The sequence below is a fragment of the Chitinophaga sp. YR573 genome (assembly GCF_900110995.1).
In the GTDB taxonomy this organism is placed as follows: domain Bacteria; phylum Bacteroidota; class Bacteroidia; order Chitinophagales; family Chitinophagaceae; genus Chitinophaga.
Genome location: NZ_FOJF01000001.1, coordinates 1,544,218 through 1,568,175 on the forward strand (window position 1 = coordinate 1,544,218; position 23,958 = coordinate 1,568,175).

The following is a 23,958-nucleotide window of genomic DNA, read 5'->3' on the forward strand; positions in this document are numbered from 1 at the left end:
TATGTTTTTAGAACTCAGTGAATTATCAACACACGCTTACAAAGAAGTGATGGACGAAATAAGCAGGGATGATGATACTATCCCGGAAGACGCTATAAACGCTGCTATAGAAGAGGCGAGAGGCTACTTAACTGCTTATGATGTTGATGCGATTTTTTCAGCAACCGGTGATAATCGAAATCCCGTTTTATTGCTGTACATAAAAGATATAGCTATCTGGCATTTCATCAACCTTGCTAACGTTGCAATAGAAATGGAATTACGCTCAGATCGTTATGACAAAGCCATTAAATGGTTAGAAAAAGTACAGTCGGGTAAAACGAATCCTAGTCTCCCTTTACCTGCACCGCCTGTAGGTGATAACAATTTTATTAAATGGGGTGGTAATCAAAGAAGAGGTAGTCATTACTAAAACAATCTGCAATGTCTGAAACAAAAGTAACTAAAACACCGGGTAGCGCGGAAGAGGGTTTAATTATTCAGAATCTTATAATACGTCCTGTGGTTCGCAGCACACAGGATATTACCACCTGGACAAATGCGATTAAAAACGCAGAGGCCCTGAATCCTATTCGTGTTCCATTATATGATTTATACGAATCCCTCTTATTAGATGGTACATTAAAGAGACTGATTGCTAAACGCATATTAGGTGTCACTAAAACCAGACTTCTTTTCTTAGACAAGTCCGGTAAAGAGGATGAGGTAATGAAAGCTCTGATCAGTAAAAAGGCTTTCAGGGACTTAAGAAAGGAGCGGTTAAAGCAGATTATGTGGGGGATAACAGTTGTTGAGCTGTCCAGAAAAGCAACCGGAGAGCTAAAGGTTTTTTCTGTGCCACGAAAGCATATTAAACCTAAAATTGGTAAAATTGTATGGGAACAATACGGGCAGGATGGGATTGATTACAGAACCTCTCCGTTCGATAAGTATACCTGTGAATTTGGGGAATCAGATGATTTAGGTTTGTTAATGAGTGCCGCGCAATACGTAATTTATAAACGCGGTGCCTTTGGTGACTGGTCACAATATGCCGAAATTTTTGGAATGCCTTTCCGCGAGGCCCGGTATGACGGTTATAACGCCGCGGTTCGTGCGCAACTTGAACAAGCCCTTGATGCTGCTGGTAGTGCCTCGTATGCAATCTTACCCAAAGACGTAGAATTCAAACTACACGAAAGCACTAACACGGCTAATAGCAGCGAATTATACGATTCGCTTAGAAGGGCCTGTAATGAGGAACTTTGCATCCTCATACTAGGCCAAACGGAAACTACTACTAGTAGTAAAAGCAGCGGGTATGCACAATCTCAGACACATGCAGGTGTTGAGGAAGCGTTGAATCTTGATGACAGAGAAGAAGAGTTAGCCGATCTGAATGAAACAGTATTGCCTATTCTTGCAAATTTAGGATACCCTGTCCTGGGTGGCAAGTTTGTACATGAGGAAGTAACTGAACAGGTTCCAAAAAAAGATAAGGTAGATATCGTAGTTAAACTAAAGACGGTAGTAAAACTGCCAATGAGCGATGATTATCTGTATGAGGAATTTAATATTCCGAAGCCCGATAACTATGATGAATTGAAGGCTAAAATCGAAGCCTCAACAACGCCTGACCCAACACCACCGCCCACGGCCCCAAGCCCTGGGAAACAGCCTAAAAAGGCAGATAAAAAGAATCCTAAGATAAAGCTGTCCGCATGGCATCAAATGCGCTTAAGGCTGGCAGATTTTTTCGACCTAGCCCCCAACAGCTGATTTCAGCTATTAGGGGGCTTCCAGGAATTAGTCATATGCAGTTATGCGCGGAATTAGACCCGCTTTATGGCGGCTGCTGTGATGATCATAGTTTCAAGTTAGCCGCACCGACAGACGAGCCTTTCATAGAGAAATTTGCGGACGACCTGGCGCGAATGGTGGAAAGCATCTGGATTGAAAAGGGGATGCCTGAAAGTATAGATCCAGTCATCACAAAAGCGTACGCGGATACCATCTATAAGGCTGTTCAGGAGGGCTTCGGTAATACCTTATCTTCCATCGCTTATGATACCCCGGATTATGAAATGCTACTTTCTTTGCAGCGTGATGTATACCAGTTTTCAGCAGCAAAGAATTACCAGCAGCTCAAAGCACTCACAGAAGCATTAGTCGGGGAAGATGGCCAGTTGCGAAGTAAGAGAGAATTCAGGCAGGCGGCTTTTGAAATCAATGATACGCATATCGGGCGTTACCTGGATGTGGAGCGCGAGCATGCAATAGGAAGCGCACAAATGGCCTCAAATTGGGTAAATATCCAGGCTAATAAGGATGTACTGCCAATCCTTGAATTCGACGCCATTTTGGACGGTAGAACTACATATAACTGTCGGTCACTGAATGGTGTCAGGAAACCGGTTGGTGATCAATTTTGGCTATATAATTATCCACCTTTACATTGGCGATGTAGATCATTAGTTAGACAGTATGCAGCTTCGCGGGGTATTACTCCTGACCAGGACATTGTTTATCCCGACACCCCTGAAATGTTTAAGACAAATTGCGCGGCACAAGGCGTTATTTTCCCTCCGAAACATCCTTATTATATTGGGCTACCAGACAGTGTAAGGAAGGACGGTTTAAATCTGATTGAAAATGAGTAATGGATTTGAATTAGACGAAAAAGCGGCACATTTTGAAAGGGTCTTAATGTATGCTCCTGGTATGTTGGCGAATGATGCGCTTAACTTTTTTTTAGACAGATTTCGAAATCAAAACTGGATAAGTAATTCGGTGGAGCCCTGGGTAAAAAGGAAGAACCCTACAAAATGGGGCCCCGTCAAAAACAACAACCGTAGTTTACTAGTTCTTCGGGCACGTCTTAAACGCAGTTTGCGCGTCATTAGAAGCGGTAATATGGAAGCGGTAATCGGTACGGATGTACCCTACGCAAGGGCACATAATGAGGGCATGAGGCTAGGTCTAATTCAGAAAGTACACGCTTTCGATAGACGTGTGAATAAAACAGGAATCGTAAGTAAGAAAACGCTTAAAACACGCTCAAACATTAAGTTTGGTAAGATTGCAGGTGGAAAAACTACGGTTAAGGCCCATACGCGACGTGTTAACATGAACATTTCCAAACGCCAATTTATGGGAGATAGTCCCTACTTAGCAAAGCAGCTGTCAAACAAATTACAGGCTGAATTAATGAAAGGAGTTCGTTAAAACTTACATGTTATGTTATTATCACCAAACGCAAATTTATTCGAAAGTCTCATCCAGCGCATAGAAATCGAGGTTCCAGAAATCCGCTATATTGACCAGGATCTCGGACAGTTGGAAAATTACGACAAACGGCCCGCTGTAGCCTTTCCCTGCATGCTGATTGATATCGACGAATTTAAATATTCAGATGTTGCAGGGAGTAATCATCAAATCGGGGAAGGGTTAATACAGTTCCGATTAGGTTTAGTGCAGTATTCGAACAGTAATAACATTGCTCCTACCAATGTTCGGGCAAACGCTCTACGGTATTACGAATTGGAAAATAAGGTGTATGTCGCATTACATAGTTGGGCACCAGTAGGTTTTAGCAGATTGTCGCGAAGGGTGAATGTAACAGAGAAAAGAGATGATGATATCAGAGTTAGATTAAGTAAGTACTATATCAGCTATACGGATACTTCCGCAGCCCCTGTAAGAACTACCGTGCCACGCCCTGGTATTATTAACCTGATTTAGTTCCAGGTCATTGACGGGTATCTATCACGCAGGTATTTGAGTGACGGTTTAGTAGTAAGGAAGTGCCTAGTAATATCACGGTTCTTTGCTAAGATATCAATGATAGTACGTTCTGATAAGAAGAATTCATTTTCCAGCCTTGTAAGTGCAGATTGATATTGAAGTGCAGAAATTTTCACAAGGTAGTAGTAACGACAGATCAGTAATTCGTTTCTTTTAAGGATGAGGGCTTCCGAACGTCCTTTCCTTTCAGCTGGTGAAGGAATTGTCTGAACGTCGTTTTCGAAAAGGGAGATAAATATCGAACGGTGGCCGCGCATCATATTAGCGCAATATTACTACTAGCTTACAGTTATGCAAAAAAAAGATATAAACAAAAAAGCCCGGATATAATATCCGGGCTTTTAATTTGATGCTTTTCAGATTATACTTTTTTTATGTATGACAGATATGGCCCCTTTTCAAATTGCGTTAACAGTTTCGGTAGTTCCTTGTAAGTATATGCGTCAAGCTCTTTTTTAAGATATGAGTATCTTGAACACCAGTTATTCAGTACTGACATATCGATTTTACCGTCTGGTTGTTTCCAGCCTAATTCATGCGCCATTGCGATGATCTTATTTTTCATCTTTGCGGCCGCTTTAAAATTAGTGTCCGCTTCGTTCTTTTTAGAATCCAGGTAAGTAATCAGTTCAAGGGCTTCACTATCCTTTAGGTATGCGCAACTATCAGTACGACCCGCAGAAAAGCTGCTTACTATTTCCGATTTATGAGCCTTTAGGCTTGTTTCTTTGAACAGGATATGAATTTTTGCGAGATATGATTTGTGAGGCATGTTTATAATTTTTTCCAATCATTGAGATATTCTTTTGCTTTTAACCAGGAAGCGGCAATTTTAGGTTTGTACCAGCCTGAATTGCGCTCACAATACTTCCTGTAATCCTGTGCTGCCTTCCAGGCTAACACCTGATTCGTCTTACTCATCCTATCCCATATTTCAGGCAGTATGTGCATATTGCGGGCATACGGGTATTCCCGCTTAAAGTCCTCAAGAGTAACACTGAATTCAGCCTCAATACATACTAATACAGGGAATGCCTGGAACTGTAATTCCAGGGAATTGATATTTACAGGGATAACCGTTTTTACCAACTGCACCATTCCAGCAGGTGAAACACTCGTGCCGCGAAAATCAAAGAATACCAAGCACCCCTCTTCATTATATACAATCTCCCCGGAACCGGTAAACTTTTCAGATGAAATATAAAAGCGTCTCATACTTTAAGTGTTTAAAAATGTAACAATTTCATCACCGAAACCGCTGGCATCATCCTCACCGATTAATTCATCGTTAAGTACGCGGTTCAATAGCACTTTAGCTTCATTCAATCGCTGTTCTACTGCTATTAGGTTTTGTGCCTGATCATGCCATGCCTGCTTGAGCTCAGCGATCTCTCCGTCCTTTAATCCGCATTGATTGCATTCCATATTTATTGTTATTATATGGTTAGAAAAATACCTTTCCTGACAAATACAACGGTATCATTAGCATTTATTATGATATCGCTATCACCAGCAGGGAAATGTCCGATCCTTTCATCAGCACCACGTCGGAACTCATCTATGATATTATTAGTCATATGAAATATGTCACCCGGCTTTAAGTCCTTATACAAACATTGTTCACCTTGTAGTGGTTGGGTATGCCTCATGAATACTACAGATGTCGAAGATTTCTTTAGGTCATCATACTTGTTAGTGAATACCCCATTCAGACCCGGTAAGTTGATACTGGTATGATTTCGGGTACTTCCCGTGACTTCCCAAATATCAACGCGCTTTGGAAAATGGAAACGATCACCGTTTCTCAATGCTCCCAGGGTTGTTACTGTATTTCGTTCCATAATAATTTGAATTTATAGTTAATGGGCGGAATGCCTAATAAACCAGTCGATACTGATACCTGTTACTGAGAGGCTTGTTAGAATACTAAGAAATGCCTCCTTTACCTTTAAATTATCAGGCACGAAGTCGTATAGTCTTTTTATGTCTGTAAAGGAACAATCCGACGTAGCTGCTATTTCCGTTAGCTCTTCTTCCGTAAGAGGTTTATCTTTTTTCATAGCGATTAGTTTGTCAATGTGCGCTGCAATTAATGCAGCAGCGATTGTAAAACGCTCTATCTCAGTTTTAGATATTACTTTTTCAGTAAACCAATTCCCCCAATCAATTGGCAATGAAAACAAGACAGGATTTATAGCGTGCAATGCTCCTTGCAATAACTCCTCACCAGAATATGCGGCCTTATCTTTTGACACAGTATAGCCATGTTTTTCAATCTGTTCTTCCCTTTCAGCGGTAATTAATTCAATTGCTGTTCTCATAATTTAAAAGAGTTTTAGTTGTTTAGCGGTTTTTTCTAATAACCGTGAATAATGAAAGCTACCTACTGATGTTATAATGAATGGAAAATCAAACCGGACAAATTCACAGGTAACCTTTATTTGCTCCCAGCCTGTTACTGTGTAATTGTCCCCCGTTCTAACCATTATTATCTGATCCCCTGGCTGTAATCCTAAAATCATTTCATCCATCCATGAGTACTTTTCTAATAGCCAGGATACCGATTCTAACACTGAAATCCAGTACTCCGCTTTCATTCTGATTCCTTTCTTTCGTCGTTTAAGAACTCAATAATTGCTGCCTTCGTTTGGAACCACGACGTATACTCTTTAATGGCATGGGTAAGCAGCTCTTTTGCACGGTTAAGCCTATAGTATATTCTTTGTGGGTCGCTAAATACTCTATAGGGGAGTTCTGTAAAAACAGGAGCGGCATCAGGATATATAACCCTACCTAATGGGTGTTCCTCCCATGCCTTTCTGAATTCATCAAGTTGTACAGGCGTGGGGTCATTGGGATTAACAGAGGCTGGTAGCCACTCTGATTGAACCGCTTCTATCTCCTTTTGATACAGCGCGATTTCATCGTTATTAAGTGGAGAGGGATTGTTTTTCCCACAGGTATGTTCGAAAGCTATACGGGATTTTACTCCATTCCGATTTGCATTACATGCAGGACAGACATTTATTCTACTCATTGTAATATGTTTTAATTGATTAACGTTGATTTTTATCTATCATCCGTATTGCCCAACAACAGGCAATTATAACAGCAAGGCACAACGCGTGCTCCATAAATGAACCGGCCATATTTGTTAGAGTTTTTTTGTTAACATTGTTTTGTACTTTTTTGCCCAATACTTTTTTGCACCATCCTCCCATATAACAAAGTTTTGTACTCCACCGTAGCGGCTGGTAACGAAAGCGATATACCCCTCCACTCGCACTTTAATACCTGCGTCATATTGTATATCCTGCGCCGTGCCGCCTTTTGGCATTTTACCCAATGCGTGAGAAATAAAAATGAAGGTCTTTTTCGGAAAAGTCTCTTTAAGTATCTTGTACTGATCGAATGTTATCTTCCAATATTGGAGACTATCAATGACGATAAATTGAGGGCTTTTCTTCTTCTTTAATTTAACCATCAGTGCCTCAAACGTCATTTCATAATCAGCGAATTCAATTTTCCCGGTATGCTTATCAACGTCCAGGTGGCGGAATATTAGGTTTTGAAAAGATTTTTCGTGCCCTTCTTCCAGGCTTATATGTAACACTTTACCGTATTCCATCAGGGCTAATAATAACTCTATTAGAAAGTTACTTTTTCCATTCCCCGACTTCCCCCAAATGATTGCGATAAAGGCCGCTGTAAGCTCTCCAAAAGCCGCTTTTATGTTATCAGGGATTCCCTCTAATAGCTTATACCGTTTCTGGTGAAGTTGTTTGAGTCCTAGAATTCTGGCCATGTTTTATCTATTATTTCTATGCGCGATGATGATATTGAACATTACCATAAAATGATTATATGCTTCATCAGGAGGCCAGCAACGGGTAAAATCATCAGATAGGTCGACCTTACTGGAAAGTCGCTTCAATGGTTTGAAATTCCCTTTCTGAAATGCTTCATGCTCTAATTCAAGTGCTAACATATCAGCCCGTTTTATGGCATCGTGAATATGAGGCCCATACCTAAGTCCAAAACGTGTACGAATAGCCTGTTCAAAACCACCTTCAAGATTCCCGTAAACCGCTCCCAACATAACTTTAAGAGGCTTTATCACATCTCCTAAATATGCTTCGCTACCATCATGTAAAAGACCTTCCAGCATTATAGCGGTAGCCAGGAGAGAAGCCACTAAGCAGGAATGCTGCGCTACACTGTAGAATTTTCTAACATGCCCGCCAAACCTGCATATTTTAGAAAGCGCGGCGGCAATATCTTCTATTAGGATCATCTCCGCAGTAGGGTATTGTATACTGATTTTCGTTCCACTGGTGGTGTTAAAAAGGCCATCATGCACGTTATGTACGGGATGAAAACTATCTTTCTTTGACATTTTAAGTGGTTTTTAAGTGATCAAAAGGGGCAAAACCCCCCGGTTTATATCGCTGCTTAGGGTATCTTCTACCCCCTTTAACCCGTTTTTTCCGGGTTCTTTCTGGTTGCATATCCCTGTAGATTTCAGTATATCCCATCCACATTATCCGTAGGATAGCAGCCCCGGACAGGAACGAAAGGGCAATAGTTTGCGGGTCGCGGTAGTTGAGTACCGCGAGAGCGTCTAAAATCATATGTTCTGTATTTATAGTGGTGAAGAACTGAGTTTGTAAACGGCCCTTCCTGGTTGCCCGAAGGGCCGTTTTGTTTTACTTCTGTCTGTCGTCATTCCATCAACCAGACCTCTTTTCATGTATGCCCTGTGGGCGGTATATAATAATATGCCTCTACGGCCAGTGTTCTTTAGATTATCCAGTGCTAGAAAGCACCGGAATTTTTTACTAACATAAACTCCAAAAAAACAACTTAAAAAGAGCTGAAATCCAGCGCAATAGCTTCATACTCCTGGTGCTCATTACGCAGGTATACCCGGAAATATTTCTTAAGGAACGTTCTACAAATGCTTTCGTCAAGCAGCTCCATTGCTTTGTGATAGCGTTCATCTGGAATACGCTTTGCATGCGTTTTTAAGCTCATTACACGTTTTGTATCGAGTTTACCGGTAGTGGTCTGAAATGCCCCTAGGATGATGCCTTCAAGATATGCGTGCGACTTACTAACACCATCCCGTACGACCTCTAACAGCAGGTTCTTACACTGTTCGATAAGGATTGTATCAAACTCAATACGATCCCCGATCGATACTTCTATTTTGATCGATCCATCGAAGTTGTACCATGTGTGATTGCCCTTTGTGCCGCGTTCTATCTGCTTTTCCGTTAAGGTCATCTCAAAGACTTCCATACACATCTGATCAATCTTTTCCCGGAAGGCACATAACGAGTTATTCAGTTTCAGAGCTTCCGTGGCAAGAGTAAAAGAAAACTTTTCTTTCTGCTTTTCCTGAGCAGTAACGCGGTTGTACGGAACCGGTATACCGGTACGGTCTATCCAGGTTGTACTTTTTGCAGATTGCTGTTTAATCTCCATTATATAAAATTTAAAGGTTTACGGTTTGGGTTGCCTGATCTATCACACCAATCAGCCTGTTCACTAATGCACTGGTGATAATGTCCCCCATCGGAACACCCGTCCAATACTCCTGAAACGCCATCGCTTCGGGGATCGGTACAGAAATATGGTATACGTGCTGGTACATAATAGCCTTTTGGCTAAGTCGGTAGTAAAGGTGCTGCATAAGACAGATTAACAGTTTACTGTCTACCCCTGATGTACCAGCAGGCTGTATTACTAAGGACATCATTTGTATCAATGCTGGCATTTCATGCCCTTTTACTACTAGCTTAATAACAGGATATTTCATCTTATTGCTTTTATGTGTGCTGGTAATGCTTCGATGAAAGATTCAACGACAGGTGTTATTATAGAATCATTCACATCTAAAAGATCCTTCATACGCTTAACCCCATTGACGACAGTAGTATGATCTACTCCCACTTTACCGCCAATTCGCAACGTACTCCAAGCGGTATATTTCCTCATTAACAAAAAGTATAAATGCCTTGCTGATACAATGAACCGCTTCCGACAGGGGCTTGCAATCTGAGGCCAGTTAACTTTAAATGCTTCATAGATATGCGCCAATATCAAATTTTCAACTTCGCTTTCCGGCATTGCCTTTGTTTCAGATGCAGGGAGAATTATTATTGATACGCGCGTTCTATTGAACTGATAGAACTTTCTTTCAATTCGACGACACATAACTTCAACCGCTACTCTCGTAGCTCCCGGTAATTGCTCTATCATACAACAGGTTTTAAAGCATCATCAATTACACGCCCTATCATTTCAGCGTAGCTCTGTTCCAGGATTACGCGACCTATATATAAGGACGATACTAAAGATTGTGCGTTGTGCATATCAATGTATTTGCTCCTTATAACAGACAGCGGCCATTGAGGCCGGGATAAAAACTCAAAAGGCAAAGCCATTTCACGGAGATACCATTGATTTCTCCACCACGCCCAATATATTCTGGAACAGATCAACTGATCCGCCCCGTAAGGATCGTCCGGTATATAATATTGTAGGAACTCTATACCGGTGTTATACTGAAATTCAGCATACTCCAACTCAGACCACTTTAAAAGATCGCAAATACGCCCCTTTAAGGCATTTGCTTTGTCCTTGTAAGTGTTTGTACTACTGATCTGCGATTGTTCCATTTTAAGCGCGTTTAAGCGGTTATTAAGCACGTTTCTTGTACATCTCCTTAGCCAACTGTCTGAGGTAGGCACGATCTATACGGGAAATATCCCCTTCATACTCATTAAATAGTCTGTGTACCTCTTCCGCATCGGTGATGTTGTTTGCCTCACAGATAGCGCGTACCTCTTCCAGATCGGTTTTAACCAGATCGATGAACTTGCGACCAATGCGGCGGTATATCTCACTGTAGCCGGGTAATTGACGGCGAAGGCCGTTGTTGATGCGCTTCTTAATAGCGTCTGTTGAAGTCCACACTATGCCACAAAGCCCGTTTAACTCGTTATAGAAGGTGATGAAGAACAGCAGTACCGGATCAGGGAGCTTATCTATCTCGTCGAGAATGATCAGAGGTTTGTCCTGCTTACGCAGGGCCGAAACGATCGTTTTCATCATTTCGTAGACGTTCATGCCCATTGCAGATATACCCATCGCAGTCAGCAACTCAATAAGGAAATACTTTTTATTCCAATAAGAGGCACATTCCAGGTAGTACACATTCTTACCCTGCATATTATCACGATACCACTTTCCGCCGAAAGACTTACCGTAACCAGCCCCCCCAGTAATCGCAAACGTAGCTCCATGCTCCTTTGCCAGATCAAAGTACAAGACAAGCGTACTGAAAGCCATCGTTTCAACCAGCTTGCTTTGACGGCTATCCCAACCCACCTGCTTACCCACATTGCGCCACATGTCCGCGCTGATAGATTCCCATTTACCGTTTTTTATACTGATAACGGTAGCCTCAGACACACCCTTTAGGGTTGCCACGGCCTTCGCCTGACTATCGAACTTTGTAACGTAGTTCAATAGGTGCTGCTGGATTTGTTGTTTTTGAGCGGTTGTCATACCTTTAATATGTTAGTTGTTATTGAATAGCCCTGAACCGTTGTCGCGGTCGGGGCTTTTTTATAGATTATCGTTAATATAGCAGGTGAACCGGGTATACACATCCTCTGAAATCTGTATCTCCTGAAACCCATGTTGTTTACCGCAATACATTTCAGCCCTATATTTAATACTGTGAGTTCCTATAGGAGTAGAATGAACATATCCTAACTTCACGTAAAACATAGGTGTTTCATCCTCTTTAGGATGTGTGACAGATACTATCAAATGACCGTGTTGCGCCTGATATCCTGCAAGTGCTTCCAGAAACAGTAACGGCGCGTTGTTATCTGTAGGAATAGCCAATACAAGGCTACCTTGAGTATTAATCATGTAGGCTTTTGTCATATTACATTTGATCTAAAGGATTATAACTATCTCTGTCTACTATCGTAGGATGGTAAGCCAACTCCGCTGCCTGTTTGAGTTCTTTTACCATTGCACCGCCCTGTAGCATGTTTTCAGGATCTACATTATTCTTACGGAGAATTGCTTTACGCTTTTCCGCAGCTGCTGCAACCTTTTCGTTATCATCCATCTTCTCAGCCAGGATAGCATTCAGCAGGCGGCGGTCACCCGGCTGGTAGTCAGCCATTGCGCGAGGCTGTAACCGTTGTGCAGTAGCTGTGAACCGCAGGCTGGCAAAGTCAGTCACTAATACCCTGGACATATCGTAAGGGTCATATATAATAGATACAGGCTTCCCGACATTCGTTAAGTACAGTGCAGGAGGAACGGTGAATCCGTACTGAACACCCTGAATTTGAGGCTCAACCCCGCCGTTAGTGATCTTGATTTGCTTACCATTGCGGGGGCGGTGTTGCACGCCAAAATAGAGCAAGAATTGTTCGTCGGTAATGGTCTTTTTACGGCTTTCAGCTGTTGCCGCAAAGGCTTCCAACCATTCATCCTGCTTTGATTTACCGTTTTTACCAGTCTCTAAGCGGAGACGGTGAAAGAAGTTTTCAACCTGTACGCGGCCCTCGTCCAGGGTCGGACGATTCTTCTTACTTAGTTCCAATTCTTCAATATTCACCCCGCGATTCTTTGCGGTGAGGTTATTACCTGTGTAGTTATTTGCGCCTGCTTTAAGGGCGTTTTCCCATATTGCAGAGCTAAAGAATTGTTCCAGGTAGCCGCGCTTTTTGCTACCCACCGGTGTAGGGTAGTAGTTCGCAAACGCGCTATAGAATGGTTGCAGTTCTGATAAGGCCCACCGGTCGGTTTTGACCTCATGCGGTACGTACCAGTTACCGGTAAGCTCCCTAATGTGATACATTGCGTTCAGATATGCGGCCCTTACCAGTTCAGTTGTGATGTTCTCCGCATAAGCATAACCCAGGACGTAATCATTATAGCTATCAGTGACTACGATGGCTTTGTACTTGTGATAGTACTTGTGTTGCGTCTTATCCTCTATATCAAGGAACAGGAGATCCAGGAAATTATCATCGCTTTCCACCATTAAGAGGGGTGCTGTCGGACGGAACCCCTTTACCTGAACACTATACTTATCGTAATAAGCCGCACGACCTTGACGGGCTGCAATGATCAGATATTCCAGTTTCCGCCGCCAGATACCCACTGTTGCAGAGGTAATTGTCTCATGTTGATTAGCTATAGCCCATTCGTTGTACTTCATGCCGATGTACACATCATCATACTGATTAGGATTACTCAGGAGTTCAAGTAGCAGGCTCTCTGTAACCTCATCATCGATCTTTGCAGCATTCTTGTTACCGAACCGCCAATCGACTAAGCTACCGTAACCGGTTGCCTCGTAATCGCGTCGCTTTGCCAGCAGTTTAGCATAGTTGGTAGGCAGGTCAACACCGTCTGTCTTGAACATCTCCATAACGTGTATATAGAACTGATCAATAGACAGGTTCAGTTGCTTTTTGATCTCCTTTTTATCGGAGTTAGCCTTTACCAGCATGTTAAGCCAGCTTGCAGCAGTCGTATATTTCTTTACATGCTCAACCGGAAGGCTCTTATTATCGCCGTACCGGTGCGCAAGGAAGAAGCGTTCCGCCTCCTGGTCACGAGTAACCATCTTGCGAATTGGCTCCTTAGCGATATACTCATGAGGGTTACCGAAACGGGCCTTGACAAGCTCCTTATAAGCGTCTTTGAGCTTTTCGTAACCGATGAGCACCCGCCGCTTATCAGCAGGATCATTGATCATATGCCAACTGCTACTATTCCTTTCTTTAGCTTTCCATAATGTGTTTTCAGACACTCCACAGATAACTAATTCGGAAAATTCCAGGTATAATATATTATCAATGAGTTTCAAGGCTGATAGTTAGTTTTTACGATTTAACAGAGAACGGATACCAGGAATAACGATCAGGGGAAGGATTTTGAAAATGAATACCAGGACGAAAATGCTACCCAGGACGATTGAAGGAATTGTTTGAATGTGCATAGTTTTGGTTTTATGTTAGTTGAAAGGAACTGCGTTTTTCACGGCTGCAAGGAGTAGGTTAGTTGACTGATAGACGGCTAAATAATCGCTCAAAATCGGCTCATTATCCCTTTCCCCAGCGAGTACCATGTAAACATACCTTGTAGAGACCCCATGTTTATCCGCGATCTCACTTACTATAAAGGCTTTTCTATTATCTCTTTTACTCATAATCAGGCAGAGTTTTGGTACTTTTGTCTTGTTCCTTACAAGGGAACATTGTAAAAATACCAAATTATTCGACAATAACAAATTATTCGACAATATAATTCTATCTAGATGAACTTTTTTGCTCAGAATATTCAATTATTAAGAAAAGAAAAAGGATTGACACAGGATCAAATGACCGCTGCTATTGGGGTTAAGCGAAATACGTGGTCTAATTATGAAACTAAGGTATCTGAGCCTGATATAGAGAAGATTATTGCTATTTCTAATTATTTCGACATTGCGATTGATGATTTAATGACTAAAGACCTTACTGAACATGTACAGGAAACAGCTCTAAAGGGGTATTCCCAAAAAGTCGACAAAAGTACAGCTAAAAGTACAGGTAGTTGTACAGATACTAACCTTAAGATCTCTGAAATCCCCATTTCCCAACTGCTTGAGACCAAAGACCAGCTCATACGTTCATTACAAGCTACAATTGATGCGCAGAACTCACTTATACTCATTCATAATCAACAAATTATGACGATTTTGGAAGAAAATGCGCGGCTAAAAAGAGCTATACCAGATATCAGTGAAGACATGGAAAGTAATACCAGGGGTGGCAGTCAGGCAAAAACAGCTTAGCCTGCTCCCAAACGGGCAGTAGTGGCTAGGTTACAGTCTTGTAGTAGGCAAAATCTAATGTTGGATAGGTCTTTTAAGGTTATTTGAGCACAGGTTTGCTAAAGTTCAAGCTGGATTCAACTGGATTAAAGTAATTAAATTGTTTCGTTTTTTATAACCCGGAAGGTGAAATCTCTTCAAATCCTCTACAGTCGTGCACTTTTAGCACTTTATACATTTACTTATACTTATCCTTATGGAATTAACCCCCCTAAAAGTATTGTCCGTAGACACTGCGACTAATACCATTAATACCAGCGCAGGGGAATTAAAATATGATTACCTCATCATCGCCGGTGGCGCCAAAACAAATTATTTCGGCAATGAGAATATGAAGAAATTTGCTTCTTCATTAAAAAGTATACCGGATGCACTGAACCTCCGCAGTCAGCTCATGCAGCTGTTTGAATGGGCCAGCCTGAATGCAAATCCGGCAATAGAAGATCATCTCCTCAATATCGTTTTGATAGGTGCAGGCCCCACTGGTGTGGAGATGTCAGGCGCCTTATCAGAACTCAAAAAATATATTCTTCATAAAGACTATCCGCGGCTGGACTTCAATAAAATGCGTATTTACCTGCTGGAAGGACTGGACAGGGTACTACCGCCCATGTCTCCCAAAGCCAGCGCCAGGGCACAAAAAGACCTTGAAAAGATGGGAGTGAACATCCGCTTAAAAACAATGGTACAGGATTATGACGGAGAAACAGTGACCATCAAAGACGGGGAACCTATCAAATCATTTTGTGTGATCTGGTCCGCCGGTGTAACCGGAGAAACAATGCCCGGATTGCCTGCAGAATGGGCTGAACGTGGACGTTTGTTAACAGACCTTAATTGCCGTATCATTGGCAGTAACAATATTTTTGCCATAGGAGATATTGCCATGATGAAATTGGATAAATATCCCAAAGGACATCCCGGTGTGGCACAACCTGCCATACAAATGGGGAAATATATAGCCAAAAACCTCTGGGCATTACATCACAATGAACCCGTAAAACCATTTAAATATTTTGATAAAGGATCACTGGCCACCATTGGCCGGGGTAAGGCCGTAGCAGACCTTCCGGGGAATATTATGATCGGAGGCAGGATAGCATGGTATATCTGGCTCTTTGTACATATCAGCTTCCTCGCTACCTTCCGCAATAAAGTACTGGTAATGACCAACTGGATCTGGAACCTTTTCACATACGATAAAGGAAACAGGCTGATCATAAGACCTTATATCCGCAAGGGAGATGAAAAAGCAAAAGCAGTATATGCGGAGAACGAGGTCGGCAGTTAATCTTATTAACGAATTGTTTAACCAGTTATTAACCTTATTACGTAAGCAATCGTATAATTTGCTGCTGTATAAGAAGTAGCTACCGCAGCTTTTTATGGATTTGTTTTCATAACGTGGAAGTATATAACGATTGCTTATCCAGGCAGTCGTTTTTTTTGTGCATGCCTTATAAAACGTACCTTTGTTGCAGTACGTGAATACAAATCCATACATAACATTATCGCAATTAACAGCGGCTATCCAGGGCACTATCAAAAATGCCTTCTCCGGAAAATCTTTCTGGGTAGTAGCAGATATTACCGGCCACTCTTATTATCCGGCCAAAGGATTTCACTTCTTTGACCTGGTAGAAAAAGATCCGCATACGCATCAGTTAACAGCTAAAATCCAGGCCAACGCCTGGAGCCAGGGAACCCTGCGCATCAAAGAATTTGAACGTGCTACCGGCCAGCGCTTCGGGAACGACCTGCACGTACTGATAAGAGTAGCTGTAGAATACCATCCCCTCTACGGATTAAAATTATCATTACAGGATATTGATACCAGCTTCACAAAAGGGCAACTGGAACAACAGAAACAGGCTACCCTGCTGCGTCTCGTAACAGAATGCGGAGATATTGTCCGCAAAACAGCAGACGGCTATCACACCCGTAACAAGTCCTTACAACTACGATCCGTTATTCAGCGCATCGCTGTGATAACCTCTTCTTCTGCTGCAGGTTTTGGAGACTTTAAAAAATCTCTGAAAGATAACATCCATGGATATACTTTTTACATGGATAATTATTTCACTACCGTACAGGGAGAAGCAAATGTAGCCCAGGTATGCGCTCAACTGGACGCTATCAGAGCATCCGGTAAAACATACGATACGGTAGTCATTATCCGCGGTGGCGGCGCCCAGACAGACCTGCTCTTATTTGAAAAATTCGAGATAGGAAAAGCAGTAGCAGGTTTTCCCATTCCCATTATAGCAGGTATTGGTCATGAGATCAATGAAACCATTACAGACCTGATGGCGCATACTTCTGTAAAAACGCCTACCATGGCAGCGGAAATGATCATCACCCATAACCGCTCTTTTGAAGATGCCCTGCTCAAAGAGCAACGCAATATCATCATTCGCATGCAGCAGATGGTATCAGGCCGGCAACAGCAGTTAACGTCCCTGCATGGACATATTGTAAACCGCTCCCGCGACTTACTCTCCGTCTACAAAGAAGGGCTCAGCCAGTGCCGGCAAAGCATCCCGCAATCCGCCAGGCACCTGCTGTTAAAACAGCGTTCGGGCATGGCACAGCTTTCGGGACAGCTACTGGCAAAACCCGGACAGGTAACCGCCAGCCGCCTACAGGAATTGATACATATTCGTCAGAATATACAGGCGTTTGCCCGCAAACTGCTCCAGCAGCAACAGCAGGAGTTACAGCACCATGCTACTGTGATAAGGATATTAAGCCCTGCGGCCTTACTGAAAAAAGGCTTTGCCATGGTATATCACAACGGACAGGTAGTTACAGGGGCTTCGTCACTTGAAACAGGAGACACAATCACGGTACGGCTGGCAGATGCCGCCATACATGCTACAATCACATCAAAAACGATCATCGATGGAAACGAGTCTGACATATGAAGCAGCCTATAAAGAATTACAGGAAATAGCCAGGGAAATAGAAACAGAATCAGTATCTGTGGATGTACTGGCCGCCAGAGTAAAACGGGCCTCTGAACTGATTACTTTTTGCCAGGCAAGACTAAGAGCTACAGAAGCAGAAGTAGAAAATATTATCCAGCAGATGGAGCATAAAACTATCTGATTTTATTATGATGGAGCTTCGCTCCTACCATAAAAAATTGAAGAGGTTTTGCAGGGCTTTGCCCTGCACCCAATTTTTCCCTCCCGAAACCCCACATTTTTTTAAGCCGCCAGCGCCACATTCCCCATGTCGCGTCAACACCCAACTTGCTATAAATCAAACATTTCTATCTCATTCTTGTTTATACTTATACTATCAGCCCATCATGAAGTTTAATATTTAAATTAAAAACTGGTTAAAATCATGCTGGCATATTCTCTTGCTAATCAGCATTGTTAACCTTTGTGTTGGAAATTTAATAAAACCGCGGACAAACAGCATCTCATGAAGCGAACGATCCTCCTGGCTGTAACAACATTGATACTCACCTGTATGCGATATGTTGCTACCGCCCAAACAACCTACACGCTGGCGGCGGCAATAGATACTGCCAGAGTAAGCAGTCCGGTGCTAAAAGCGCAATACATGAATATTGACGCATCACAGGCAGATGTTATCACTGCCAAACTGCGGCCTAATCCCAATCTGAACAATCAAACCATGCAACTGGTGAGTTCCGATCGGTTTGCCCCCGGCACCCGGTGGTCCTCTAAAGACAACCGGCAGGTATGGTACCAGGTAACCAAACCAATCCAGTGGCCCAACCAACGAAAATACAAGATTGAAACAGCCAATAAGAACGTGACCCTCGCCAATAATGTCTACCAGGAAAATGTAAGGAACCTTTCCCTGCAGGTAGGTAATAGCTGGATCACATGCTGGGTGTTAAAAAAGCGACTGGCATTACTTAACGATAGCAGAGGCAATCTGGATACCCTTGTAAAAATCAATGAGCTACGATATAAAAACCAGGTAATCACACAAACGGACCTCTCCAGGACCCGCGTATTACTGGACCAGTACAACCTGCAACTGAGTGTATTCATGCAGGACTATCAAAACGAATTACAAAACCTACAACTGCTCACTGGTACTACGGATAGCGTAGACATTGACACCAGCAGTGTGGTTCAGTCTATAGAACCTACTGCGACCCTGGACAGCCTCATTACGCTGACCATGGAAAACCGTACAGACGTGGTCCTGGCAAAAAGCAATATTGATGAACGCAGCAGCAACATCAAATTCCAACAGGCCATGGCTGTACCTCAACCTCAGCTGGGAGTAATCTATAACCCGCAAAACTCGGTGCCTTACATCGGCTTCTACGGGGCAATAGACCTCCCTTTCTTTAACCGCAATCAGGGAGAGATCAAAAAAGCACATATACAGGAACAACAGGCCGAACAGGAATTATCCGCTACCCGCCGTCAGGTAATGACAGATGTAGCTACTTCCTACAAAACCTACCAGCTGCAAAAACAGAATCTCAAAAAGTATGAAGGTATCCTGCAACAATCACAGCAGATCCTGGACAACGTGAAGTATGCCTACCTGCGTGGTGGTACTACCATCATCGACTTCCTGGATGCCCAGCGCAATTGGTACGATACCCGCCTGCTGTATTATGATGCACTGCAGTCATACTACCAGAGTTATGTACAATTATTATTCGCCACCGGCCTTATAAATCAACTATAATATGCAACGCTATTTTTTAATCGCTACCCTCCTGCTGGCGGGATGTGGCACTAAGGAACACAAAGCTACTGTAACAGATGACCCGGGTCCTTCTATTACAAATAACGGGCAGGTCATCACCTTCGCGGATACCGCCTCTGCCAACAGCTTCATCACAGAACCGGTAGGCGACTCTACCCTCAGCGGTACTTTACACGCACCGGGAAAAGTAGCAGCTACTATATTACGCTCTTCTGAAGGCGGACAAAACATCGTATTATTCGATAACCCCGACCTGGAAAGTGATTACTCCCAGTTAGTACAACATAAAGTAAACATCAATCATATCCAGGAAGTCAATATCAAACAACGTAAAATAGAACTGGACCGTACACAGGACCTGTACGATCACGGTGCTGCAAGCGGAAAAGATATCCTGGAAGCGAAGTCTAATCTCTCCATAGAACAGACTAACCTGGCCAACGAAAAAACACAGCTGATAGAACATGAATCCGACCTTAAAGCAGCGGGCTTCGATCCTGAAGTGCTCCGTGCTACTGCTCCCGGTAATGCCTATGTCATCTGTGATATCCCGGAAAACCAGCTGAGTAATGTCAGCAAAGGCTCTCCCTGCACCATCACTATATCTTCTTTCCCTAACACACCCTTTACCGGTCGTGTGGAAGGCATTGCCGATGTGATAGACAACATTACCCGTATGGTAAAAATCCGTATCCGCCTGGCTACTCCCAACAGCGATATCCGCGCAGGTATGTTTGCCATGGTCACCTTCGATGTAAAAGGCGATAGTAAAAACATCAACGTAAACAGGGATGCCCTGCTTACTTCAGATGGACAGAACTATGTGTTTGTAAAAACATCCCCCACCGCTTTTACGAGGCGTGAAGTACGCACCGGTCAGCAGATCGGCGATCGCATCGCTGTATACAGCGGCCTGCAGAATGGAGATAATGTAGTGGTGAGAGGTGTGATGCAATTGAAAGGTTTAAGCTTCGGATATTAAAATCTACAACATGTTACAAGCACAGATATTTATAGATAAAGATGAAGTATTCGGATCACAACCCTTATATGAATTCATTGTACAGTTTTTACTTAAACATAAGGTAGCAGGGGCTACCGCCTTCCGTGGACAAATAGGCTTTGGTGAACATCACCAGGTAAAACGCCCGGATAGCCTGTTCAGTTTCGATGAACCGCCTATGCTCATCATCTTCATTGATGAAGAGGAAAAGGTGCTGCACGTATTAAAAGAACTGCGTAAGCGGGTAAGCAGCGGGTTCATAGTGACCAGTAAAGTAGAACGATTTTAGATTTTGATTGAAACACACACGCAATGATTCGCAACCTATTAATATTCTCTTTAAAGAACAGGTGGGTAGTTATACTGATGGGGCTTGGCCTGATGGGCATAGGCTACTGGTGTTTTACCATGCTGAAAATAGAAGCCTATCCGGATATTGCAGATACCAATGTGATCATTGTAGCGCAATATCCCGGCCGTGCTGCTGAAGAGGTAGAACAACAGGTGACCATCCCCATTGAAAGGGCTTTGCAGAACACCCCCAATGTACTGGACCGCAGAAGTCGCACCATCTTCGGCCTCAGCGTGGTACAGCTTACCTTCACCGATGGTACGGACGATTACTTCGCCCGTCAGCAGGTGAATGAACGACTCGCTACCGCAGAACTGCCGGATGGCGTTGCGCCTGAACTGGCGCCACTCACTACCGCCGTAGGGGAAATCCTGCGTTACGTAGTAGAAGCACCGCCAAACTATACGCCTACAGAAATCAGAGACCTGCAGGACTGGGTCATCAAACCTTATCTCTTACAGGTGCCGGGTATTGCAGATATCACCACCTTCGGCGGTCCACTCAAACAATTTCATATCCTCACTGCTCCTGATAAACTGCGTAAATACAGTTTAACAATACAGGATGTAATAGACGCTGTACAGAAGAATAACCAGAACACCGGTGGTAATATCATCAACCGCGGTGAGCAGGGCTTTGCTGTACGCGGACTTGGCGCAGTAAAAACAGAACAGGATATCCAGAACATCGTGCTGAAAGCTGCCAACGGCATGCCCATATACCTGCGCGATGTGGCTACTGTGGAAGTAGCGCCGCCACCGCCCAGCGGTGTAATGGGCTACACCATCAACGAGACCAAAACGAACTCTAATAACGGTGTGGAAGGGATCATCCTGCTGAGGCGTTACGAAAACCCCAGTGAGGTACTCAAAATCCTGAAAGAAAGAGTGAAAGACCTGGAACGCGACGAACTGCCTAAAGGCGTGCATCTCCGCACTCTTTATGACCGTAGCTTCCTGATAGACCACTCCCTGGAAACTGTGGGGCATACCCTGCTGGAAGGGGTGTCTATCGTAGTGATCATTCTCATCTTCTTCCTGGGTAGCTTACGCAGTGCGCTGGTAGTGGCACTAACCATTCCATTCTCGCTGCTGTTCGCCTTCATACTCATGCGTCTCACTGGTATTCCGGCTAACCTGTTATCTCTCGGCGCCATCGACTTTGGGATCATTGTAGACGGTGCCTGCGTAATGGCAGAGCATCTGATACGAACGTACCGGACGGCACCGCCGGAAGAGAAGAAGCGGGGCATCATCGCCCTCACGCTTCGCTCTTCACAGGAAGTAGGCCGTGAAATATTCTTCTCCGTTACCATCATCATCCTGGCCTACATGCCCATCCTGCTGATGACACGTGTAGAAGGAAAGCTGTTCTCTCCAATGGCCCTTACCCTGGCATTCGCAGTAATCGGTTCTATGCTGGCTGCTCTGACATTAATTCCGGTGCTGATCTCCTTCGCCTTTAAGAAGGCGTTCAACAATACCGACAAACCCATGAAAGAGCACCGTAACGTCGTGCTTGACTTCCTGGGCAGGTTATACGGCAAGGTGCTGGGAGGTACGCTTAAACGGCCTAAAATGACCGTTGTTGTGGGCTTCGGTGTAGTCATCATGCTGGTATTGTTCGGCGCTAAGCTGGGGACGGAATTCCTGCCGGAACTGGATGAAGGCTCTATTTTCCTCCGTGGTAACTTCCCGGCGGGTATTACCATCCAGGAAAACGCGCGTTACTCTCCGCTCATCAGGCAGGTAATCGCCAAATATCCGCAGATCTCCTTTGTCATCACACAGGCAGGACGTAATGACGATGGTACGGACCCGTTCCCGGCCAACCGTAATGAAATCCTCGTTGGGTTAAAAGAATATAAACTCTGGAGTGATACCATCTCTAAAAAGACACTCGTTACCAATATCCGTCACGACCTTGAAAAGGCGATGCCATCCGTGAAGTTCTCTTCCGGCCAGCCTATCATCGACCAGGTAATGGAAATCGTGACAGGCAGTGCGGCGGATCTTGCTATTTCCATTGTAGGTGATGATCTCACCATGATGCGGGCGAAAGCTGATACCATCTCCGACATTGTAAAACACATGCAGGGCTCCGAATCCGTGAACATAGAACAGGAAGGCCCGCAGGAGCAGATAGCCATCAACATCAACCGGGAAAACGCTGCCCGTTATGGCATCAACGTGGCAGACATCCAGGCGATGATTGAAGCTGCCATAGGAGGTAAAACCATCTCTACTCTTTACGATGGCACCAAACGTTACGACCTGGTCATCCGTTATCTGCCCGGCGAACGTAATACGATCGAATCTGTAAAAAATCTCCAGGTCCCTTCTGCTACCGGCGCACTCATCCCCATGAATGAGCTGGCGGATATCTCCTATGTACGCGGACAAACAAACATCTACCGTTATAACAGCAAACGCATGGTGACTGTCCGCACAAACATCCGTGGTCGTGACCAGGGCGGTTTCGTTGCAGAAGTAAACGATAAGATCAATGCACAGCTGCATATCCCTAAAGGATATTCCATTGTGTATGGCGGTCAGTATGAGAACCTGCAACGTGCGGGCAAACAGCTATCCATGACAATACCACTTACAATTGTTATGGTTTTCCTGGTACTTTTCATCCTATTCCGTAACATGCCTCAAACCCTCGTTACGATTAGTTGTATCTTGTTTGCACTGGCAGGTGGTATCGTTGCATTGCTCATCAGGGGATATCATTTTAACGTATCGGCAGGTGTAGGTTTTGTGAGCATATTCGGGATATCGGTAATGGCAGGAGTACTGCTTGTCTCGGCTATTAACAGGGTCAGGGCAAGACCAGACCTCTCTCTACAGCAGAGCATCTTCCTGGGTGCCAAAGAACAGCTGAGCGCCATCCTCTCCATCCTGATCGTAGCCATCGCTGGTCTGATACCGGCAGCAACTTCCTCAGGTATTGGTTCGGACGTACAGAGGCCACTGGCAACCGTTATCATCGGTGGTTTAACCAGCACACTGGTCTTCGCACCGTTATTGATACCGGCATTGTACTGGTGGGTAGAAAGAAACAGGTCTGTGAAACATGCTGTTAAAGATGAAGAAGAAATAGAATAGGGAACAATACAACAGGGTAAGCCGTCTCAAATGCATTTTTGGGGCGGCTTTTTTATATGTTTACATAATTGATATACAGTCT

31 protein-coding genes are annotated in these 23,958 nt (G+C 43.7%); 13 read left to right on the forward strand and 18 right to left on the reverse strand.

Annotated features, from left to right (window positions below):
- The first annotated feature begins 1 nt into the window (after position 1).
- From BMW86_RS06485 to BMW86_RS06505, 5 genes are read left to right on the forward strand one after another with little or no spacing between them, the layout of a single operon-like run.
- The gene (locus BMW86_RS06485) at positions 2 to 412 is read left to right on the forward strand and encodes a phage protein Gp36 family protein (protein ID WP_089780089.1); all 411 of its coding nucleotides are present in this window, start codon (positions 2 to 4) and stop codon (positions 410 to 412) included.
- 11 nt (positions 413 to 423) lie between these two features.
- Entirely contained in the window at positions 424 to 1,758 is a 1,335-nt protein-coding gene (locus BMW86_RS06490) for a phage portal protein family protein (protein ID WP_089780090.1), read from the forward strand.
- The gene (locus BMW86_RS06495) at positions 1,701 to 2,639 is read left to right on the forward strand and encodes a phage head morphogenesis protein (protein ID WP_089780091.1); all 939 of its coding nucleotides are present in this window, start codon (positions 1,701 to 1,703) and stop codon (positions 2,637 to 2,639) included. Before BMW86_RS06490 ends, BMW86_RS06495 begins: the two co-directional genes overlap by 58 nt.
- Positions 2,632 to 3,204 carry a phage virion morphogenesis family protein gene (locus BMW86_RS06500; RefSeq protein ID WP_089780092.1) on the forward strand — a complete coding sequence of 191 codons (573 nt, stop codon included), beginning with the start codon at positions 2,632 to 2,634 and terminating at the stop codon, positions 3,202 to 3,204. The genes BMW86_RS06495 and BMW86_RS06500 overlap by 8 nt, the downstream gene beginning before the upstream one ends.
- Positions 3,205 to 3,216: 12 nt before the next feature.
- Positions 3,217 to 3,720, forward strand: a complete 504-nt coding sequence (locus tag BMW86_RS06505; protein ID WP_089780093.1) for a hypothetical protein — start codon at positions 3,217 to 3,219, stop codon at positions 3,718 to 3,720.
- Here BMW86_RS06505 and BMW86_RS06510 read toward each other — a convergent pair.
- From BMW86_RS06510 to BMW86_RS06600, 18 genes are all read right to left on the reverse strand, one after another.
- Positions 3,717 to 4,043, reverse strand: coding sequence for a hypothetical protein (locus tag BMW86_RS06510; RefSeq protein WP_089780095.1), 327 nt, complete (start codon positions 4,041 to 4,043; stop codon positions 3,717 to 3,719). The genes BMW86_RS06505 and BMW86_RS06510 overlap by 4 nt on opposite strands.
- Positions 4,044 to 4,144: 101 nt before the next feature.
- Complete coding sequence (locus BMW86_RS06515; RefSeq protein WP_143056509.1) at positions 4,145 to 4,555, reverse strand: hypothetical protein; 411 nt, start codon at positions 4,553 to 4,555, stop codon at positions 4,145 to 4,147.
- A 2-nt stretch (positions 4,556 to 4,557) separates the two neighbouring features.
- Complete coding sequence (locus BMW86_RS06520; RefSeq protein ID WP_089780099.1) at positions 4,558 to 4,998, reverse strand: hypothetical protein; 441 nt, start codon at positions 4,996 to 4,998, stop codon at positions 4,558 to 4,560.
- Positions 4,999 to 5,001: 3 nt separating this feature from the next.
- Positions 5,002 to 5,208, reverse strand: a complete 207-nt coding sequence (locus BMW86_RS06525) for a hypothetical protein (protein ID WP_089780101.1) — start codon at positions 5,206 to 5,208, stop codon at positions 5,002 to 5,004.
- An 11-nt stretch (positions 5,209 to 5,219) separates the two neighbouring features.
- A complete protein-coding gene (locus tag BMW86_RS06530) occupies positions 5,220 to 5,624 on the reverse strand; it encodes a hypothetical protein (RefSeq protein WP_089780103.1) in 405 nt (134 codons plus the stop codon).
- A gap of 18 nt (positions 5,625 to 5,642) precedes the next feature.
- Positions 5,643 to 6,104: a hypothetical protein gene (locus BMW86_RS06535; RefSeq protein ID WP_089780104.1), complete on the reverse strand. Its 462-nt coding sequence runs from the start codon at positions 6,102 to 6,104 to the stop codon at positions 5,643 to 5,645.
- 272 nt (positions 6,105 to 6,376) lie between these two features.
- A complete protein-coding gene (locus tag BMW86_RS06545; protein ID WP_089780108.1) occupies positions 6,377 to 6,820 on the reverse strand; it encodes a hypothetical protein in 444 nt (147 codons plus the stop codon).
- Between the two features lie 117 nt (positions 6,821 to 6,937).
- Positions 6,938 to 7,588 (reverse strand): DNA repair protein RadA family protein, encoded by a 651-nt coding sequence (locus BMW86_RS06550; protein ID WP_089780110.1) that lies wholly within the window; start codon positions 7,586 to 7,588, stop codon positions 6,938 to 6,940.
- A 3-nt stretch (positions 7,589 to 7,591) separates the two neighbouring features.
- On the reverse strand, positions 7,592 to 8,179 hold the full coding sequence (locus tag BMW86_RS06555; protein WP_089780112.1) for a hypothetical protein: 588 nt from the start codon (positions 8,177 to 8,179) through the stop codon (positions 7,592 to 7,594).
- Positions 8,180 to 8,646: 467 nt separating this feature from the next.
- Positions 8,647 to 9,270, reverse strand: coding sequence for a DUF3164 family protein (locus BMW86_RS06565; protein WP_089780116.1), 624 nt, complete (start codon positions 9,268 to 9,270; stop codon positions 8,647 to 8,649).
- A 10-nt stretch (positions 9,271 to 9,280) separates the two neighbouring features.
- Positions 9,281 to 9,604: a hypothetical protein gene (locus BMW86_RS06570; protein WP_089780118.1), complete on the reverse strand. Its 324-nt coding sequence runs from the start codon at positions 9,602 to 9,604 to the stop codon at positions 9,281 to 9,283.
- Positions 9,601 to 10,047 carry a helix-turn-helix domain-containing protein gene (locus BMW86_RS06575; RefSeq protein WP_089780120.1) on the reverse strand — a complete coding sequence of 149 codons (447 nt, stop codon included), beginning with the start codon at positions 10,045 to 10,047 and terminating at the stop codon, positions 9,601 to 9,603. The genes BMW86_RS06570 and BMW86_RS06575 overlap by 4 nt, the downstream gene beginning before the upstream one ends.
- Positions 10,044 to 10,466, reverse strand: a complete 423-nt coding sequence (locus BMW86_RS06580; RefSeq protein ID WP_089780121.1) for a hypothetical protein — start codon at positions 10,464 to 10,466, stop codon at positions 10,044 to 10,046. Before BMW86_RS06580 ends, BMW86_RS06575 begins: the two co-directional genes overlap by 4 nt.
- Before the next feature lie 22 nt (positions 10,467 to 10,488).
- On the reverse strand, positions 10,489 to 11,358 hold the full coding sequence (locus BMW86_RS06585) for an AAA family ATPase (RefSeq protein WP_089780123.1): 870 nt from the start codon (positions 11,356 to 11,358) through the stop codon (positions 10,489 to 10,491).
- 60 nt (positions 11,359 to 11,418) lie between these two features.
- The gene (locus tag BMW86_RS06590; protein ID WP_143056510.1) at positions 11,419 to 11,730 is read right to left on the reverse strand and encodes a hypothetical protein; all 312 of its coding nucleotides are present in this window, start codon (positions 11,728 to 11,730) and stop codon (positions 11,419 to 11,421) included.
- 16 nt (positions 11,731 to 11,746) lie between these two features.
- Complete coding sequence (locus tag BMW86_RS06595) at positions 11,747 to 13,693, reverse strand: hypothetical protein (RefSeq protein ID WP_089780127.1); 1,947 nt, start codon at positions 13,691 to 13,693, stop codon at positions 11,747 to 11,749.
- Positions 13,694 to 13,702: 9 nt separating this feature from the next.
- Positions 13,703 to 13,825, reverse strand: coding sequence for a hypothetical protein (locus BMW86_RS33145; RefSeq protein WP_255372861.1), 123 nt, complete (start codon positions 13,823 to 13,825; stop codon positions 13,703 to 13,705).
- A gap of 15 nt (positions 13,826 to 13,840) precedes the next feature.
- Complete coding sequence (locus tag BMW86_RS06600) at positions 13,841 to 14,035, reverse strand: hypothetical protein (protein WP_089780129.1); 195 nt, start codon at positions 14,033 to 14,035, stop codon at positions 13,841 to 13,843.
- A 108-nt stretch (positions 14,036 to 14,143) separates the two neighbouring features.
- On the opposite strand from BMW86_RS06600, the gene BMW86_RS06605 reads away from it, so the two are divergent.
- The 8 genes from BMW86_RS06605 to BMW86_RS06640 all read left to right on the forward strand — a co-directional run bounded on the left by BMW86_RS06605 (position 14,144) and on the right by BMW86_RS06640 (position 23,876).
- A complete protein-coding gene (locus tag BMW86_RS06605) occupies positions 14,144 to 14,662 on the forward strand; it encodes a helix-turn-helix domain-containing protein (RefSeq protein WP_089780131.1) in 519 nt (172 codons plus the stop codon).
- A gap of 235 nt (positions 14,663 to 14,897) precedes the next feature.
- On the forward strand, positions 14,898 to 15,992 hold the full coding sequence (locus BMW86_RS06610; protein WP_089780133.1) for an NAD(P)/FAD-dependent oxidoreductase: 1,095 nt from the start codon (positions 14,898 to 14,900) through the stop codon (positions 15,990 to 15,992).
- Between the two features lie 193 nt (positions 15,993 to 16,185).
- Positions 16,186 to 17,625 (forward strand): exodeoxyribonuclease VII large subunit, encoded by a 1,440-nt coding sequence (gene xseA / locus BMW86_RS06615; protein ID WP_089783583.1) that lies wholly within the window; start codon positions 16,186 to 16,188, stop codon positions 17,623 to 17,625.
- Positions 17,603 to 17,809 (forward strand): exodeoxyribonuclease VII small subunit, encoded by a 207-nt coding sequence (gene xseB / locus BMW86_RS06620; RefSeq protein WP_089780135.1) that lies wholly within the window; start codon positions 17,603 to 17,605, stop codon positions 17,807 to 17,809. Before xseA ends, xseB begins: the two co-directional genes overlap by 23 nt.
- A gap of 324 nt (positions 17,810 to 18,133) precedes the next feature.
- Positions 18,134 to 19,390, forward strand: a complete 1,257-nt coding sequence (locus BMW86_RS06625) for a TolC family protein (protein WP_089780137.1) — start codon at positions 18,134 to 18,136, stop codon at positions 19,388 to 19,390.
- Position 19,391: 1 nt separating this feature from the next.
- Entirely contained in the window at positions 19,392 to 20,393 is a 1,002-nt protein-coding gene (locus tag BMW86_RS06630; RefSeq protein ID WP_089780139.1) for an efflux RND transporter periplasmic adaptor subunit, read from the forward strand.
- A gap of 10 nt (positions 20,394 to 20,403) precedes the next feature.
- Complete coding sequence (locus tag BMW86_RS06635; RefSeq protein WP_089780142.1) at positions 20,404 to 20,703, forward strand: DUF190 domain-containing protein; 300 nt, start codon at positions 20,404 to 20,406, stop codon at positions 20,701 to 20,703.
- A 23-nt stretch (positions 20,704 to 20,726) separates the two neighbouring features.
- The gene (locus tag BMW86_RS06640) at positions 20,727 to 23,876 is read left to right on the forward strand and encodes an efflux RND transporter permease subunit (RefSeq protein WP_089780144.1); all 3,150 of its coding nucleotides are present in this window, start codon (positions 20,727 to 20,729) and stop codon (positions 23,874 to 23,876) included.
- Positions 23,877 to 23,958: the final 82 nt, after the last annotated feature.